This window comes from Gemmatimonadaceae bacterium, assembly GCA_036504815.1.
GTDB lineage: Bacteria > Gemmatimonadota > Gemmatimonadetes > Gemmatimonadales > Gemmatimonadaceae > PNKL01.
On sequence record DASXUN010000020.1, the window covers coordinates 19,249 to 35,705 of the forward strand.

Annotated in this window: 14 protein-coding genes; 8 read left to right on the plus strand and 6 right to left on the minus strand. The window is 67.8% G+C overall.

What is annotated here, in order from left to right; genetic code table 11:
- Positions 1-150 precede the first annotated feature (150 nt).
- The 5 genes from VGJ96_09320 (at position 151) to VGJ96_09340 (ending at position 5,228) form a co-directional block, all read left to right on the plus strand.
- Positions 151-783, plus strand: coding sequence for a (2Fe-2S)-binding protein (locus tag VGJ96_09320; GenBank protein ID HEY3287299.1), 633 nt, complete (start codon positions 151-153; stop codon positions 781-783).
- Positions 780-3,086, plus strand: coding sequence for a xanthine dehydrogenase family protein molybdopterin-binding subunit (locus VGJ96_09325; protein HEY3287300.1), 2,307 nt, complete (start codon positions 780-782; stop codon positions 3,084-3,086). Before VGJ96_09320 ends, VGJ96_09325 begins: the two co-directional genes overlap by 4 nt.
- 1 nt (position 3,087) lies before the next feature.
- Positions 3,088-4,068: a xanthine dehydrogenase family protein subunit M gene (locus tag VGJ96_09330; protein HEY3287301.1), complete on the plus strand. Its 981-nt coding sequence runs from the start codon at positions 3,088-3,090 to the stop codon at positions 4,066-4,068.
- A gap of 76 nt (positions 4,069-4,144) precedes the next feature.
- Positions 4,145-4,555 carry a hypothetical protein gene (locus VGJ96_09335; GenBank protein HEY3287302.1) on the plus strand — a complete coding sequence of 137 codons (411 nt, stop codon included), beginning with the start codon at positions 4,145-4,147 and terminating at the stop codon, positions 4,553-4,555.
- Positions 4,556-4,583: 28 nt separating this feature from the next.
- Positions 4,584-5,228 carry a peptidylprolyl isomerase gene (locus VGJ96_09340; protein HEY3287303.1) on the plus strand — a complete coding sequence of 215 codons (645 nt, stop codon included), beginning with the start codon at positions 4,584-4,586 and terminating at the stop codon, positions 5,226-5,228.
- Positions 5,229-5,316: 88 nt separating this feature from the next.
- Here the strand turns inward: VGJ96_09340 and VGJ96_09345 are convergent, their stop codons facing one another.
- The 6 genes from VGJ96_09345 to VGJ96_09370 are packed head-to-tail and all read right to left on the minus strand — an operon-like array spanning position 5,317 to position 12,459.
- Complete coding sequence (locus tag VGJ96_09345; protein ID HEY3287304.1) at positions 5,317-6,480, minus strand: response regulator; 1,164 nt, start codon at positions 6,478-6,480, stop codon at positions 5,317-5,319.
- A gap of 28 nt (positions 6,481-6,508) precedes the next feature.
- Entirely contained in the window at positions 6,509-7,315 is an 807-nt protein-coding gene (locus VGJ96_09350) for a response regulator (GenBank protein ID HEY3287305.1), read from the minus strand.
- Positions 7,312-9,186 (minus strand): ATP-binding protein, encoded by a 1,875-nt coding sequence (locus VGJ96_09355; protein ID HEY3287306.1) that lies wholly within the window; start codon positions 9,184-9,186, stop codon positions 7,312-7,314. The genes VGJ96_09350 and VGJ96_09355 overlap by 4 nt, the downstream gene beginning before the upstream one ends.
- A 3-nt stretch (positions 9,187-9,189) precedes the next feature.
- Complete coding sequence (locus tag VGJ96_09360; protein HEY3287307.1) at positions 9,190-10,317, minus strand: cytochrome c3 family protein; 1,128 nt, start codon at positions 10,315-10,317, stop codon at positions 9,190-9,192.
- 4 nt (positions 10,318-10,321) lie between these two features.
- On the minus strand, positions 10,322-11,557 hold the full coding sequence (hybB, locus tag VGJ96_09365; GenBank protein ID HEY3287308.1) for a Ni/Fe-hydrogenase cytochrome b subunit: 1,236 nt from the start codon (positions 11,555-11,557) through the stop codon (positions 10,322-10,324).
- Positions 11,554-12,459, minus strand: coding sequence for a 4Fe-4S dicluster domain-containing protein (locus VGJ96_09370; GenBank protein ID HEY3287309.1), 906 nt, complete (start codon positions 12,457-12,459; stop codon positions 11,554-11,556). The genes hybB and VGJ96_09370 overlap by 4 nt, the downstream gene beginning before the upstream one ends.
- A 447-nt stretch (positions 12,460-12,906) precedes the next feature.
- On the opposite strand from VGJ96_09370, the gene VGJ96_09375 reads away from it, so the two are divergent.
- The 3 genes from VGJ96_09375 to VGJ96_09385 all read left to right on the plus strand — a co-directional run bounded on the left by VGJ96_09375 (position 12,907) and on the right by VGJ96_09385 (position 16,419).
- On the plus strand, positions 12,907-14,220 hold the full coding sequence (locus tag VGJ96_09375) for a dipeptidase (GenBank protein ID HEY3287310.1): 1,314 nt from the start codon (positions 12,907-12,909) through the stop codon (positions 14,218-14,220).
- A 226-nt stretch (positions 14,221-14,446) separates the two neighbouring features.
- Positions 14,447-15,565, plus strand: a complete 1,119-nt coding sequence (locus tag VGJ96_09380; GenBank protein HEY3287311.1) for a DSD1 family PLP-dependent enzyme — start codon at positions 14,447-14,449, stop codon at positions 15,563-15,565.
- Positions 15,565-16,419 carry a hypothetical protein gene (locus VGJ96_09385; GenBank protein ID HEY3287312.1) on the plus strand — a complete coding sequence of 285 codons (855 nt, stop codon included), beginning with the start codon at positions 15,565-15,567 and terminating at the stop codon, positions 16,417-16,419. Before VGJ96_09380 ends, VGJ96_09385 begins: the two co-directional genes overlap by 1 nt.
- Positions 16,420-16,457: the final 38 nt, after the last annotated feature.

Genomic DNA, 16,457 nt, shown 5'->3' on the forward strand with positions numbered 1-16,457 from the left:
GCGGTCGCACCGAGGTTGCCGGTCAGTCACGGCGCGCTCATCATCTGGCTGCTGGCAAAGGGGTTCGCGGAGCCGCGCACCCAACAGTAGAATTGAAACAGAGGCCCCCCGATCCGACTATCGACCCGCGCGCACGCGCAGGGAGGTTCGATGACCGATCGCGGCACCAAGGGGCCTGACGATCCAAAACGCGTCAGCCGACGCGGATTCCTCACGACGGTATCGAGCACCGCGGCGGCGGCGGCCGTCGCCGGCGCCGCCATTCCCGTCGCCGCCGAGCCGGCGCCGCGCGACGAGTCGGAGCCGACGCGCATCGTCCTCAACGTCAACGGACGGAAATACCGCCTGGGTGTCGAACCGCGCGAGACGCTGATCTCGGTGCTGCGCGAGCGGCTCGGCCTGATCGGCGCCAAGCCGGGCTGCGAACGCGGCGAATGCGGCGCCTGCACGGTGCTGCTCGACGGCACCACGCGGTACTCCTGCATGACGCTTGCGGTCGAGGCGCAGGACAAGGTCATCACGACGGTGGAAGGGCTCGCCCAGGGTGAAGAGCTGAGCGACGTGCAAAAGGCCTTCGTCCACGAAGACGGCTATCAGTGCGGCTTCTGCACGCCCGGGCAGGTGATGGCGGCGGAAGGGCTGCTCCGCCGGAACCCCAACCCGTCCATCGACGAGATCCGGCTGGGGATGAGCGGCAACCTGTGCCGGTGCGGCGCCTACGGTCACATCTTCAAGGCGGTGCAGCGGGCCGCGTCCACTCGCAAGAGCGGAGGTGCCCAATGAGAGAGCCCAACATCTATTGGTCAGAGTCCCTCGAGGCCGAAGAAGGCCCGGGCTTCACGCCCGACGTGACCGACCTGCCGCCGTGGGACAAGACCACCGTGGTGGGGGCGCCAATCCCGCGCATCGACGGCCACGACCGCGTGAGTGGCACGGCCGTCTACACCCGCGACCTCATCCTGCCGGGGATGCTGCACTGCGCGATCGTCCGCTCGCCGCATGCGCATGCGATGGTCAAGAAGATCGACGTCACCGCGGCGAAGGCGATGCCTGGCGTGCACGCGATCATCACGTGCGATTCGCCGGACGCGAAGATCCCGTGGATCCTCACCGGCCAGGGACCGTTCAGCCAACTGCTCGACCCGCATTGCCGCTACGAAGGCGAGGAAGTGGCCGCCGTCGCGGCGGAGACACCGCTGCAGGCGGCGGACGCGGCGCGTGCCATCGTGGTGGAGTATGAGCGGCTGCCGATGGTGGTGGATTACGAAGCGGCAATCAAGCCGGACGCACCGAAGGTGCACGAGCGCGGCAACCAGCCCACGCCCACGCGAACCAGTCAGCGCGGCGATGTGGCGGCGGCCCTCGCAAAAGCCGATGTCGTCGTCGAACGGACGTTCCGCACGCCGTGCGAGCTGCACGTCCCGCTGGAAGTGCACGGGTCGGTTTCGCAGTGGGACAGCGGCAAGCTCGAGGTCTGGGACAGCACGCAGGGCGTGTACGCCGTGCGCGACTCGTTGGCGCTGGCGTTCAAGCTGCCGCTCTCCTCGGTGCGCGTGACGAGCCCGTTCATGGGCGGCGGCTTCGGCGCCAAGCTGGAGCTGGGCAAGTACACGGTGATCGCCGCGGCGCTCGCGCGCCTCACGGGGCGCGCGGTCAAGTGCGTGCTGACGCGCGAGGAGATGTTGCGCTGTGTCGGCAACCGGCCGGCGAACACCATCACGGTCAAGGCCGGCGCGCACAAGGACGGCACGCTGGCCGGCATCGACGCCACGCTGCTCGGCGCGTCCGGCGCGTACCCGAACGGGGCGACGTCGAGCTACCTGATGCTCGACCTGTACCAGTGCGCCAACGTGCGCGCGACCGACACGTCGGTCCTCATCAACGCCGGTCAGGCGCGCGCCTTCCGCGCGCCCGGCTATCCGCAGGCGGCGTGGGCGCTCGAGCAGGTGATGGATGAACTGGCGATGAAGCTCGGCATGGATCCGGTGGCGTTCCGGCTGAAGAACATCGCCACCGTGAGCCAGCTGCGAAACAACCAGCCGTACACCTCCACCGGCCTTGCCGACTGCCTGACGAGCGGCGCCGAGAAGTTCGGCTGGGCGGCGACACACAAGCAGGGCGCGTCGAAGAGCCATCTCAAGCGCGGCGTGGGGATGGCGGCCGGCATGTGGGGCGGCCCGGGATCGCCGAGCGCCACGGCCATCGTCAAGCTGTACCCGGACGGTTCCGCAAACGTCAACTCGGGCGCAGCCGACATCGGGACGGGGACCAAAACGATCTTCGCGCAGGTGGTCGCCGAGGAACTCGGCGTGCCGGTGGACAAGGTGCGCATCGAGTACGCCGACACGGCGACCACGCAGTACGCGCCGAGCTCGGGCGGCAGCCAGACGGTGCTGGTGAACTCGCCGGCGGTGCGCGCGGCGGCGGCCGACGTGAAGAGCCAGCTGCTCGCGCTGGCGGCCGAGGAGTTGAAGAAAGACGTGGCCACGCTGAGCGTAAAGGACGGGAGCATCGTCATCGCCGGCGAGAGCAAGCCAGTCCCCTTCTCCGCCCTGCGCAGCCTGGCCCAGCGCCAGCAACTGGTGGGGGTCGGACGCCGCGCCCCGCATCCCGCGGGGAAGGTGGCGCTTCCGTTCGCCGCGCACTTCTGCGAGGTGGAGGTCAACACGCGCACCGGCGCCGTGCGCGTGGTGCGCTACCTGGCGGCCCAGGACTCGGGGCGCGTGATGAACGCGCTCACCTTCGAGAACCAGGTGCTCGGCGGCGTCACGATGGGCATCGGGTTCGGGCTGACCGAGAACCGCGTGATGGATCGCCAGACCGGCAAGCTGGCCAGCGGATCGTGGCACGACTACAAGATCCCCACGGCGATGGACTTCCCGGCGGACTTCGAGCTCGTGGCGGTGGATCCGCACGACAAGGAATGCAACTCGGTGGGCGCCAAGGGACTCGGCGAGCCGGCCACCGTTCCGTCCGCGGCGGCGATTGCCAACGCGGTGTGCCATGCCATCGGCGCTCGCATGCTCGATGCGCCCATCACCCCGGCGTCGATCGTCACCGCGCTGGCCACCAAGGGAGGGCGCTGACATGCTCCCGACTTTCTCATATGTGAAGCCGACGACGCTCGGCCAGGCGCTGCGCGAACTCTCCGCGCCGGGCGCGCGCGTGCACGCGGGCGGCACCGACCTGCTCGGCTGCCTGCGCGACCGCGTCTATTCGGCAACGAAGCTCGTCAGCCTGAACGGGCTTGATGAACTGCGCGGCGTCAGCGAGCTGTCGAATGGCGGTCTGCGCATCGGGGCGCTGACGACGCTCGCCGAGATCGCCGCGCATCCGCTGATCCAGAAGCGGTATCACGCGCTGTCCGCCGCGGCGGGGGCCGCGGCCAGTCCACAGCTGCGCAACCAGGGGACGATCGGCGGCAATCTCTGCCAGCGGCCGCGCTGCTGGTACTTCCGCGGCGATTTCCCGTGCGCGCGCAAGGGCGGCGACACCTGCTTCGCCAAGGAAGGCGAGAACCAGCTGCACGCCATCCTCGGCGGCGACGTGTGCGTGATGGTGCATCCGTCGGACACGGCGCCGGCGCTGATGGCGCTCGACGCCAGCGTGCGCCTCGTCAGCCCTCGCGGGTCACGCACGCTGGCGCTCGACGCGTTCTTCGTGCCCGCGACCAAGGACTACACGCGCGAGACCGTGGTGGAGGCGGACGAACTCGTCACCGACATCCTGCTGCCGGCTCCGGCGGCGGGGACGGTCAGCACCTATCGCAAGCTGCGCGCGCGCGGGGCGTGGGACTTCGCGCTCACCGGAGCGGCGGTCGTGCTTTCGCTCAAGGGGAAGAAGGTCGCACAGGCCCGCGTGGTGCTGTCCGGCGTGGCGCCGATCCCGTGGCGGGCGCCGGCCGTGGAGAAGGAGCTCATCGGGCACGAACTGTCCGACGGTTTGATCGAGCGGGCGGCGCAGAAAGCCGGCGTTGGCGCGGTGCCGCTGTCGGGCAACGCGTACAAGGTGTCCCTGGCCCGCGGCGCGGTGATGGAAGCGCTGAGCGAGGTGCGCGCCGCCGGTTGAGCGACAGCCGCCCGCGGAACATTGTGCGTCCCCGCCCCGGTACAAGGGGAGAGGACGCACAATCCGGAGGAGCCCCATGAAGTTCGCAAACCGTTGGACTGTTCTCGCGGCCGCGCTATTGCTCGGCGTCGCGAGCGTCAATCTTGCCGCCCAGGGCCGGTCGTCGGAGCAGCGCGGAGGCCGTGGCCACAAGGACAAGGGGCGCGACAGCGCGGCGTCGGTGATCTTCCGCGACGGGGATCGCGCCGCATACCAGAACTACTTTGCGACGCACGCGATGTCGGCGAAGCCGCTTCCCCCGGGGATCGCCAAGAACCTCGCGCGGGGCAAGCCGCTGCCGCCGGGGATCGCCAAGCGCGCCCTGCCGCCCGACCTGCTGCGCATCGCGCGCCCGATGGACGGGGTGTCATACGGGATCGTTGGCGACGCGGTGGTGGCGACGCGCGCCGGGGTCATTATCGATATCTTGACGGGAGTGTTCAAGTAGTCCTCCACTCCCCTCATCGCGCGACTGCATGCGACGCCTGCTTCCCTGTCTCGCATTCCTTGCCGTACTCGCCGCCTGCCACCGCCCCGTTCCGCTCACCGCGCCGACACCGGCGGGACTCGACGCCATCGGCCCGGACAGCTTCACCGTCCGCTTCACCACGACGCGCGGCGCCTTTGACCTGAAGGTGCATCGCGACTGGTCGCCGCGCGGCGCCGATCGCATCCACTGGCTGGTGAACCATCGGTACTACGACGGCGTGCGGTTCTTCCGCGTCGTCCCGAATTTCGTCGTGCAGTTCGGGATGAACGGCGACCCGGCGGTGCAGCGCGCGTGGAAGGACCGCCGTTTTGCCGACGACACGGTGAAGCGCGGCAATGTGCGCGGCACGCTGTCCTTCGCCACCGGCGGCCCCAACACGCGCACCACGCAGCTCTTCATCAACCTCAAGAACAACCAGCGCCTCGACCCGCTGGGGTTCAGCGTCGTGGCGCAGGTGGTGGCCGGGATGGGAGTGGTCGACTCGCTGTACCAGGGCTACGGCGACGGTCCGCCGCGCGGGAAGGGCCCGAGCCAGGACGCGATTGCCAAGGAAGGCGAGGCGTACCTGGCGCGCGAGTTTCCCAAGCTCGACAAGGTGCTCACGGCACGGGTCATCCGGCGGTGGCGGTAGCACGCGGGGCGGTTTCATCACGGAGACACCCCGTGCTCTCCAGTCTCCGTGATGAAGCGCCAGCGGCATGCGCGATGAAAGAAACCGGCTACCTCGCGAAGAACTCCTTCGCGACCCGCTCCGACTGGTCGTCGGTGAGCTGGCTCAGCTCGCCGCGGTAGATCGCGTCGTCGGCCTCGGTGCCCGTCGCGGCATCACCGAGCAGCCCCTTCATCTGGCTGCGGAACTTGTCGATGTCCTCCTCGAACATCGCCACGGCCGCCTTGCCGATCTTCAGCTGCGGGATCTCGACGTCCAGCTTGTCGGCGTCGATGACGCAGATCCAGTTCTTGGCGTACGGCGTCATCTCGAGCGCCTCGAGGTCCTCGCCGAGCATCGCGTTGACCTTGGTCACGCGCCCGCTCACCGGCGACCCGAACTGCACACGGCGCTTCTTCTGCCGCACCACGAACAGCGGCTGGCCGGCCTTGACCGTCATCCCGATGGGCGGGAACTCGATGGAATCCACCGGGCCGAGCAGCTTCTTGGCGAAGTCGTCCATGCCGACCTTCACCGAGCCGTCCTGCGCCATCGTGGCCCAGGTGTGCCCCGGGGCGATGAACGCGCCGCCCGGGATGGAGAACTCGCTGCGCCGCACGCGATCGGCCTCGGGGAGGTGCGACACGTGCACCGACGGCTTGAGCAGCTTGGCGATGCGGTCCTGCCGGCGGATGAGCGTCTTCTTCACGAAGGCGAGCAGTTCATCCTCGGTGAACGGCTTCTGCACGTAGTCGGTGGCGCCGAACTTCATGCAATCCACCGCCGTCTCCACTGTCGCGAAGCCGGTGATGACGATCACGTCGATGTCGGGGCGCATGTGCTTGACCGCCTTCACGACGTCCACGCCGTCCATGGCGGGCATCTTGAGGTCGGTGAAGACGAAATCATAGTGGTGCGTCTGCACCAGTCCGAGCGCCTCCTGGCCCGTCTGCACCGTGTCCACGGCGTAGCCGTCGAGGACCAGGATCTTGCGGAAGGAATCCAGGATGACGTTCTCATCGTCCACGCAAAGGATGCGGGCGACGGGGTCGGACACCTCGGCCCGCTTGAGCGTCTTGGCCTCGCGCGACACATCGAGCTTGAGGCTCACTGCCAGCGCCTCCTCGCGCTCGCGCCGCTTGGCTTTCTCGCTCAGGGACTTCGTGACCTCGCGCACGCCGATATCGGCGAGCACGAACAGCACGACAGAAACGAGCAGGAGTAGGAGTACCATATGGGTGAGTCCTCAACTGAGTTGACGTTCACATCCGATCGGAACTGCACGCGGTCAGATGATGCAGGTCGTACTGCAACTCGGAGGGGAGCACCCGGTAAAGCCATCCGTCAAAGTACGGATCGCGCTCCAGTCCGGCAGGCGTCGCTGCCATCGCCGCGTTTACTTCCACCACCCGTCCGGTCACCGGGCCGAGCACGCTGTGCTCCAGCCCGTCGGCGGCCGTGACGGTCGCGCAACTGCTGCCCTGCACCAGCTCATCGCCTTCGGCGGCGAGCGTCACCGCCTGGATGCTGTCCACGGTCCGCAGGAAGAGGTCCGTGACGCCCACCTTCGCCGTGCCATCGCGCTCCTGCATCAGCCAGGAGTGGTAACCCAGGCGGAAGTACGAGGGCGGCGGCGGCACCCAGGCGATCGAATCGGGGCGCTCGTCGTGCGCCGACGCCTCGGCTTCCGCCCGCAGCCGCGCATAGACCAGCCCGCGGCGCACCGAGGCGAGCAGTTCGTCCGACGTGAACGGCTTCGGGATGAAGTCGATGGCTCCGGCCCCCAACGCGCGCACCGCGTTCTGCATCGTCGACATCCCGGTCGTCAGGATGACGGGCGTGTTGATGCGGCGGCGGCGCAGGTCGGTGAGAAAGGCGAAGCCGTCCACATCGGCCATCATCACGTCGCTGATGATCAGGCGGAACCCGGCGCGGAGCACGTGCCCCATCCCCTCGGCGGCGTCGCGGGCGACTTCCACCGTCAAACCGTCCGCCGTGCAGACCCGATGCACCGCGTGGGTGATCACGTCTTCGTCGTCCACGACGAGAATGTCACGACTGGGCTTCATGGCTCTACCGGTATGCGGATGGTGAACGTCGTGCCGATCCCCACTTCGCTGTCGACCGAGATCGACCCGTTGTGGTTGTCGATGATGCCCCAGATGACGGCGAGGCCGAGGCCGTTGCCCTTCTGTCCCTTCGTGGAATAGAAGGGCTCGAAGATGCGCGGGATCTCGTCGCGCGGGATGCCGGAGCCCGTGTCGCGCACCTGGATCTCGATGAAGTCCCGGTCGCCGCCCTTCTCGAGATCGGCCCACCGCTGCCAGGTGCAGTTGCGGTTGGTGCACCCTTCCACGAAGCCCTTGCCCGGCACCTCGAACTGGAAAGTGGCGGAGCCGCACTCCGGGCACGGCGACCCGTGCACGTTGAGCGAGGCGGCGCACTCGGGGCACATCACCTCGACGTGCATCCCGGGCTCCGGCGCGATGCCGAACTGGTGCCGCGCCATCCCGTACATCGGGTCGCGGTAGATGAACCCCTCATTCCCCTCGAAGCGCACCCGCACGCGAATGGACGGCTTGTTGTCGATGCGCACTTCGGCGTTGATCAGGCTGTGCCGCTTGGGGCACTGCGCCTTCTTGATCTGCGTGATGCCGACGGGCGAGAGCTTGAGCCGCGACGTCGCCACGGTGATGGTGCCGCCGCCGGCGTCGGGGCCGATCGCGTCGGACGCGTTGACGAACAGGTTGATGAAGACCTGCTGCATCTGGTTCGCGTCCACCGTGACCGCGGGGACGTCGGCGCCGAGCTCCTGCACCAGCTTCACCCGATTGAGCTGCAGCTGGTTCTCCACCACCGCGGCCGCGCGCGCGATGACGTCATTGATGGCGGCCTGCCCCTTCTTGGGCACCGACTGCCGCGCGAAGTCGAGCAGGCTCTTCACGATCTCGCGGCAGCGGATCGTCTCGCGCACGATGACCTTGAGGTCTTCCTGCACCTCGGGCTGGTCCTTGGTGCGCTTCTGCAGGAACGAACTGTAGGTGAGGACGCCCGTCAGCGGGTTGTTGATCTCGTGCGCCACGCCAGCCGCGAGCCGGCCCAGCGAGGCGAGCTTGTCGGACTGGACCAGCTGCAGCCGCGCCTCCGAGAGGCGCTGCGTCATGTTGTTGAAGGAGCGGGCGAGCATGCCCAGCTCGTCATCCCGTTCCTCGGGGATCACGTAGTTGAGGTCGCCGCCGGCGACGTGGCGCGTGGCTTCGGCGAGGCGCCGCACCGGCACCGTCACCCAGCGCCGCACCAGCAGGCCGATGATCAGGCTGAGGGCGAAGAACGCGCCCACCGCCAGGATGAGGACTTCCATCTGGCCGCGGTGGATGGCCTTGTCGATCTCGGCCAGGGGCAGCGTCACGTCGAGGACGCCCAGCACCTTCTGCGACCGCGGGTGATAGTGGCAGGCCGCGGAGGAGCAGGTGCGCGTGTTGTAGATGGGGTTGATGATGCCAAGCGTGCGCCCGGAATCGGGGTGCACGCGGTAGACGCGCGTCCGCTCCGAGATGTCCACCTTCTCGAGCGGCTGGTCGGCCTTGTGGCACAGGGTGCACGCCTCGGCGTTCTTGTCGAGCGACTTGCCCATCTCCGCGCTGTCCGACGAGTAGATGACCGTGCCGGACTTGTTGATGATGCGGATCCGCTGGATGCTCGGGTCCTGCCCGATGCGCCGCACCGTCTCGTGGATGCGCTCCTGCTGGTTGAGGAGCATGTCGAACTCGGTGCTCGACTTGACCGCCTCGCTCAGCTGGTTCGCATGCCGCTCGACTTCCGCCAGCATGGCCCGGTTGTCGGACCGGCTGTTGAAGAAGGCGAAGGCCGCGATCGTCACGAGGGCGATGAGCCCCACGGCGACCGTGAGCTTCGAGCCGAGCGTGCGGAAGAACTTCATACGCTATTTCTTCGCCGCCTCACGGGCGACGGGCTTGCCCGGCTTCTGCGCCGGCCAGGCCTTGTCGTCGTGACAGCTGGCGCACACAGGTTTGGCGCGGAACGTCTTGTCCTCATGGCAGCTCGCGCACTCGATCTCCTGGTGCTGCTCATCGAGCACGAGGCCGGCGTGCGCGTGGTTGAACTTCGCCTGCCACCCCTTGTGGCAGCTCTCGCAGTCGGTGCCGAGCCTCGCGTAGGTTCCGGCGGTCTTGTGGCACTGCTTGCAGTCGAGCCGCGCGTGGAACCGGTTGAGGGTGAAGCCGGTGCGGCGCCCGTGGTCGAAGGCGAGCGCGCGCGACGCCATGCCCTTGTGACAGGTGGCGCAGGCGTCGGTGGTGTGGCAGTTGGCGCAGCGCTCGTGGGCCTGCTCCTCGGTCAGCCCGGCCGCGGTCTGCCGGGTGATCGCGGCCTGGCCCAGCGCGGCGCGCTTGCGATCGTGGCAAGCGCCGCACGACTCCTGCTGGTGGCAGTCGGCGCAGGCCAGCCCGAAGCGGTCGGTGTGGTCCTTGTGGAAGAACGTGACCGACTGCCCCTGCTTGGCGTGCGTCTCGTAGATGATGCGATCGGGCGTGGTGACCTTGGTCTTGGTTGCCACCACGACTCCCGCCTTGGCGTGGCAGGTGCTGCACGTGCCGGTCGGGTTCCACTCGCGGTGGCATTCGATGCACTGGCGGTGCAGCGCGGCCTTGAGGTCGGGCTTGCCCAGTTCCTCGCGCTTGCGCGACACGGCATGGCAGTTCTTGCACTTCTGGATGGGGCGGGCCTGGTCGTAGTGATGGCAGCCCGCGCACCCCTTCCCCGTCTCGGCCATGTGCGCGTGCTCGCGGTGCGGGAACTGCACCGGCCCGTACGTCTTGCTCGAGGTGCTGAGGGTGAAGGTCCCCGGCGCCTCGTCGACGGCGTGATAGCCGGTGATCTTGAGACGCGGACAGGCGGAGAGGGCGGGCGTGTTCTTGGTGGGCGTTGGCGAGGTGTGGCACGCCTTGCAATCCATGGCGACGCCGGTGCCGCGCGACGCCGGGCGTCCCTGCGTGGCCGCCGTCGCGCTGGCGACGAGGAGGAGCAGTCCGACGGAGGTGATGCGGGTCATGGCATTATCCCCGGACGGAGTATTTCGAGGCGGGCATCATCCGGCGATCGGGCAGGCTGATGACCGGGAAGTTGAGCACGATCACGCGATAGAGCAGCACCAGGATCGAGATGAACCCCACCGTGACCGAGATCTCCCCGAACGAGGGGTAGTAGGGATGCGTCGCGTAGGGCGGCGTGTACGCGATGATGAAGTTGTTGATGCGATTCAGCAGCACCCCGCCCACGACGAGCGTCGCGGCGACGAACAGGAGCAGCGGCGATTTTTGCACCGCCGGTGACATGAACATGCGGAGCGGCACGACGATCCCGAACAACATCTCGATCACGTACATCACGCTCTCGACGCTGAACGTCCTGAGGTAGACGAACGTCTCGCGAATGAACAGGTCGCCGAGCTTCGCGGCGAGGTAGATGCCGAGGAGCGTCGCGACCATCCGGCCCATGCGGCCGAGGATGTGCATCTCGGGCTTGAGCCCGAAGGACCGCGCCGCGATGAGCGACTCGAAGATCACCATCGGGAAGCCGACGGAGATGGCCGAGAGCAGGAAGAGGAGCGGCAGGATGGGAGTCTGCCAGAGCGGGTGCATCTTGGCGCCCGCGATCACCATCAGCGTGCCGAGCGACGACTGGTGCAGCGTCGAGAGGACGACGCCCATGATGATGAAGACGAACATCGTCTTGGAGAGCGTGCGGTCGAGCAGGCGCAGCAGCCGGTCCACCGGCTCGTTGACCCGGGCGAGCGCCCCCGGGAGGTCGACCCGCCCGATGAACCGCTCCGTCACGATGGGGAGGAACTCGATGTACAGCACGGTCATGTAGATCATGACGCACATGCCGACTTCGAAGAGCGCCGAGCTCCCGTTCCACATGATGAGCGGGTGCCAGATGTAGTAGTAGCGGCCGATGTCGATGCTGACGCCGATCGCCACCATCGTGTAGCCGAGCATCGCGGTGAGGAGCGCAGGACGCACGACCGCGTGATACTGCTCGCGGTGCATCACGTGCCCGAGCGCGGCCGTGGTGAAGCCGCCCGCGGCGAGGGCGACGCCCGCGGCGACGTCGATGCCGATCCAGATCCCCCACGGATACTGGTTGTTCAGGTTGGTGACCGCCCCGATGCCGAACAGGAAGCGGCCGCCGAGCCAGAAGAGCCCGTTGGCGGCGAGCAGGAGCAGGACGATGACGCCGGGCGTGAGGAACTTCCGGTCGATGGCCTGCGGACGGTGGAAGTGGGTCACGACTGCTCCTCCTCGTCCTCACTGCGCTGCCGCGACGTCCACATCACGGCGCCGAGGAGCGCGTAGAGCGAGACCGGCGGCACGAAGTAGGCGAAGATGCCATGCTGGATGCTCTCGGAGACGCCGGGCGCGGGCTTCTCGCCAAGCTTCGGGAAGGCCAGCTGATCGAAGTTCCGGTCGGCGAGGTAGCACCAGCTGGTGCCGCCCACCTCGCGCTCGCCGTAGACGTGGTCGACGTAACGGTCGGGAGCGCGGCGGATCTTGTCGCGCGCGACGCGCACCAGTTCCTCGCGCGGCCCGAAGGTGAGCGCCTCCACGGGGCACGACTCCACGCAGGCCGGCAGCTTGCCCTGGGCCTGGCGGTCGACGCAGAAGTCGCACTTCATGATGCGCGGCTGGATGGCCTTGCGATACTCGAACGCCGGGATCTGGAACGGGCACGCCACCATGCAATAGCGGCAGCCGATGCACTTGTCGGTGTCCCAGACGACGGCGCCATTCTCGTGCTTGGTGATGGCGCCCACGATGCAGGCCGACACGCAGGCCGGATGGTCGCAGTGCATGCACTGCACCTTCACCGTCGTGGCGAGGTCCGGCTGCGCCGGGTTCTCGAACTTGTTGACGACGGTCAGCGCCGTCTCGTCCGGTCGCCGCATTTCCTCGAGCGGCTTCGGATCCTCGTACGTGTCGAGTGGCGGCGTCTCCAGGTCGTGCGCCGTCTTGCAGGCCCATTCGCAGTTGCGGCAGCCGATACAGACCGTGGTATCGACCAGCACGCCCATGCGATCGGGCGAGAGAATGTTCTTGGGGCCGGCGTTCGCGGTGCTTGGGGTGAGTCCGGCTGCTACAGCGGTTATGGCAGTGCTGGCCTTGAGAAAAGACCGGCGGCTTGTCGATTTCATTACGTGCCCTCGCAACCTTAGCTGAGGGGGGCATTGTCACCATACGACGCGGAACGGGCAGCGCCTAGCGTAGCAGGGATTACGCGGTGTAGGGCTTTACCACGTGTGCCGCGTGAGTGGAGCGCTCTCGGCGCAAACGCGGCCGTGGCAATACCCGCTTCTTCGAGGCTGCTTTTCTCCCCGCGTCACGCGGCGTTATTGGCCCGCGCGACGCCAGACGTCGCACGAGGTGTAGGGCCTTTCCTTCGTCGCCTGCGAGGCAAAGGCGCTCAGTCCGCGCACGCCGTGTCGGCGGTTTGTCAGGGAAGAAACAGGCGTGTCACCCGCGGCACCCCGTCATCGTTCGGTACAGTTGATGCGTACGCGGGGATGCGGGACTCGACCGGGTGCCGCAGATTCCGGGGCCGCCGCGTGGCGGCTCCTCGCCACCCTCATGGGAGTTCCGAGATGCTGCGCTCGCGTCTGCTCCGCGCCCTCACGCTGTGCCTGGCGTCCGCCGCCATCGCCGGCGCGCAGGACGATCCCGCGCTCGCCGCCAAGGCGCGTGCCATCCACGCCAAGGCCATCAAGATCGACACCCACGTGGATTTCAATCCGGCGCAGATGATCGGGCCGCCTCCGAACTACGTCACCGGCATCGAGCGCAACAAGGTGGACCTGCCGAAGATGGAGCGGGACGGACTCGACGCCGTCTTCTTCAGCATTTACGTCGGACAGCGGCAGGACTTCAGCGATTCGGGTTACGCCGCCGCGAAGGCGGGCGACCTCGAGAAGTTTGACGCGGTGCATACACTCGCCGAGAAAATGGCGCCCGACCGGATCGCGATCGCGTACACCGCCGCCGACGTGCGGAAGATTCATGCTGCGGGCAGGAAGGTGGCGCTGATGGGCGTGGAGAACGGCTATGGCATCGGCACCGACCTCACGAACGTGAAGCTGTTCTACGACCGCGGCGCGCGGTATCTCTCGCTGGCGCACGACGGCCACAACCAGCTTACCGACTCCGGCACCGGCGAGACCGACGGCGTCTGGCGCTGGAACGGTCTCAGCCCGCTGGGCCGGCAGGTGGTGGCGGAAGCGAACCGGCTCGGCATCATGCTGGACATCTCGCACCCGTCCAAGGCGTCAAACCTGCAGGTGATGGCGCTGTCGAAGGCGCCGGTGATCGCGTCACACTCGGGCGTGCGGGCGCTGTGCGACGTGCGCCGCAACCTCGATGACGAGCAGCTGCTGGCGCTCAAGAAGAACGGCGGCGTGGCGCAGATGGTGGCGCTGAGCGGCTTCGTGAAAGTGCCGGCCCCTGACTCGCCGGAGCGCGCGGCGGCCATCGCGGCACTGCGCGCCGAGTTGGGAATGCCGCCACGCGGAGGTCAGGGTCAGACAGCCCAGGCTGCCGGCCAAACCGCCGGCCAGGGCGCCGCCCGCCGCCCCGGTGGCGCACCAAACGACTCGCTGATGGCGGTCTACCGGCAGAAGCTCGCGGCCATCGACGCCCAGTTCCCGCCGCCGCCGCGCGCGACGGTGAAAGACTTCGTGGACCACATCGACTACGCCGTGAAGCTCATCGGCATCGATCACGTCGGCATCTCGTCCGATTTCGACGGCGGCGGCGGTGTGGTGGGCTACGACAACGCCAGCGAATCGATCAACGTGACCCTCGAGCTCGTGCGGCGCGGCTACAGCGAGAAGGACATCATTGCGCTGTGGGGAGGAAATTTGCTGCGGGTGATGGAGGCGGTTGAGAAGATTGCGAAGAGATGATTGAGGTGCAGGGGCACGGTACAGGGTGTGGTGCAAGGGCACGGTACACAGTGGGGTGCAGGGTGCACCGGAGAAGCGGCGTGCGTCAGACCCGACTCCTCCCTCCGCACCACACTCCGCACCCCGCACCTTGCGCCACACCCTGTACCGTGCCCTTGCACCCCGCCCTGTACCGTGCCCTTGCACCCCACCACGTACCGTGCCCCTGCACCCGAACACACCATCCGTGACCCCGCCACCTCCAGCGATCATTGGCCAGCCCCTCTCCACCGTCGACACTCCCGCGCTCATCCTCGACCTCGACGCGTTCGAGCGAAACGTGGCGCGCATGGCGGACATGCTGCATGGCACCGGCGTCCGGCTGCGCCCGCACGCGAAGAGTCACAAGTGCGCGGAGATCGCCAAGCGCCAGATGGCGGCTGGCGCGGTCGGGGTCTGCTGCCAGAAGGTGAGTGAGGCCGAGGCGCTGGTGGATGGGGGCGTCCCGGATGTGCTGATCTCCAACGAGATCGTCGGCACCGAGAAGCTCGATCGCGTCTGCGCGCTCGCGCGCCGGGCGAAGCTCGGCATTTGCGTGGATTCCGCGGCGCACGTTTCCGCACTGGCGGCCGCCGCGGCTCGCGCCGGCGTGCGCCTCGACACGCTGGTGGAAGTGAACGTGGGCGGCAATCGATGCGGCGTGGAGCCGGGCGCGCCCGCGCTCGCGCTGGCGCAGTTGATCGCGCAGTCCGATCATTTGCGCTTCGCCGGGCTGCAGGCCTATCAGGGGAGTGCGCAACATATCCGGGCCGTCGCCGACCGCCGCGCCGCCATTGCCGGCGCCGTGGAGCGGGTGCGCGTGTCGCGCGAGCTGATCGTCGGGCACGGCATTCCGTGCGACACCGTCACCGGGGCCGGCACCGGGAGCTTTCCGCTGGAGCTGGAGAGCGGCGTCTTCGACGAACTCCAGCCGGGCTCGTACATCTTCATGGACGTGGACTACGGCCGCAACACCTTCAGCGACGCGTGGCCGCCGTTCGAGCACAGCCTCTTCATCTGGACCACCGTGATGAGCCGACCCGACGCGCCGCGCGCGGTGGTGGATGCCGGCCTCAAGGCGATGTCCTTCGATTCGGGAATGCCGGGCGTCTGGCGGTGGCCGGGCGTCGAGTACGTGAATGAGTCCGACGAGCACGGCGTGCTCGCCATTGCCGCGGGCGCCAAGGGACCGGTGCTCCGCGACAAGCTGCTACTGGTGCCGGGACACTGCGACCCCACCGTCAACCTGCACGACTGGTTCGTCGGTGTGCGGCGCGGCGTGGTTGAGGCGCTGTGGCCGGTCAGCGCGCGCGGCGCGATCCGCTGATGCCACTGTTTCGGCGGCACGACGGCGACCTGATCCGCGGCGAGCGGCCGATTCGGCGCATTATGCCGTATCTGATGCCCGGCCGGAACGAGAGCATCGTCTTCAATGACTCGACGTTCCGGATCGAGAAGACGCGCGGCTGGCTCAAGGCCTACAACCGCAGCCACACCCAGCACGCCACGCTCTTCCACGTCCTGGCTTACGCCGTGGCCCAGGCGTTGCACGCGCGGCCGGAGCTGAACCGCTTCGTGTCGGGCGGACGGCTGTACCAGCGGCGTGGCGTGCAGATCTCGTTCGTGGTGAAGAAGGAACTCACGGACGAGGGCCAGTCGACGACGGTCAAGCTCGAGGTCGCGCACGGCGAGCCGTTCGCCGATTTCGCCGGACGGCTGGTAACCACCATTCGAGACGCCCAGCAGACCGAGCGCGCGGTGGACCGGGAGACCGCGTTGATCATGCTCCTCCCCGGACCGTTGGTGCGGGCGCTCGTCGCGTTCGCCAAGCGGCTCGACCATTGGAACCTCTTTCCGCGCTTCATGACGGCCTCCGACCCGATGTTCGCGAGCATCTTCCTCGCCAACCTCGGCTCGGTGGGCATCAGCGACGCCTATCACCACCTGTACGAGTACGGCACGGTCTCGATCTTCGGCGCCGTGTCGGCTCCGGCGTACATGCCGTTTGTCGAGGGCGAGACGCTCGTGGTCAAGCCGGGACTGCGGGTGCGCTGGAGCTTTGACGAGCGCATCCACGACGCCTTCTACAGCGCGCGATCGCTCAGCCTCGTGCGCGACATTCTCGAGACACCCGAGAAGCACCTGGGTCCGCCCGACGGCGATCCCGCATATCGCGGATAGCGATTGGCCACCCGATGAGGACGGGGCTCGCGATGACT

Bases quoted from the DNA above. Each gene is read 5' to 3' on its own strand.
- VGJ96_09325 (HEY3287300.1), top strand. From the start codon at position 780: ATGAGAGAGCCCAACATCTATTGGTCAGAGTCCCTCGAGGCCGAAGAA.
- VGJ96_09375 (HEY3287310.1), top strand. From the start codon at position 12,907: ATGCTGCGCTCGCGTCTGCTCCGCGCCCTCACGCTGTGCCTGGCGTCC.
- VGJ96_09330 (HEY3287301.1), top strand. From the start codon at position 3,088: ATGCTCCCGACTTTCTCATATGTGAAGCCGACGACGCTCGGCCAGGCG.
- VGJ96_09360 (HEY3287307.1), bottom strand. From the start codon at position 10,317: ATGACCCGCATCACCTCCGTCGGACTGCTCCTCCTCGTCGCCAGCGCG.
- VGJ96_09340 (HEY3287303.1), top strand. From the start codon at position 4,584: ATGCGACGCCTGCTTCCCTGTCTCGCATTCCTTGCCGTACTCGCCGCC.
- VGJ96_09370 (HEY3287309.1), bottom strand. From the start codon at position 12,459: ATGAAATCGACAAGCCGCCGGTCTTTTCTCAAGGCCAGCACTGCCATA.
- VGJ96_09355 (HEY3287306.1), bottom strand. From the start codon at position 9,186: ATGAAGTTCTTCCGCACGCTCGGCTCGAAGCTCACGGTCGCCGTGGGG.
- VGJ96_09385 (HEY3287312.1), top strand. From the start codon at position 15,565: ATGCCACTGTTTCGGCGGCACGACGGCGACCTGATCCGCGGCGAGCGG.
- VGJ96_09345 (HEY3287304.1), bottom strand. From the start codon at position 6,480: ATGGTACTCCTACTCCTGCTCGTTTCTGTCGTGCTGTTCGTGCTCGCC.
- VGJ96_09335 (HEY3287302.1), top strand. From the start codon at position 4,145: ATGAAGTTCGCAAACCGTTGGACTGTTCTCGCGGCCGCGCTATTGCTC.
- VGJ96_09320 (HEY3287299.1), top strand. From the start codon at position 151: ATGACCGATCGCGGCACCAAGGGGCCTGACGATCCAAAACGCGTCAGC.
- VGJ96_09350 (HEY3287305.1), bottom strand. From the start codon at position 7,315: ATGAAGCCCAGTCGTGACATTCTCGTCGTGGACGACGAAGACGTGATC.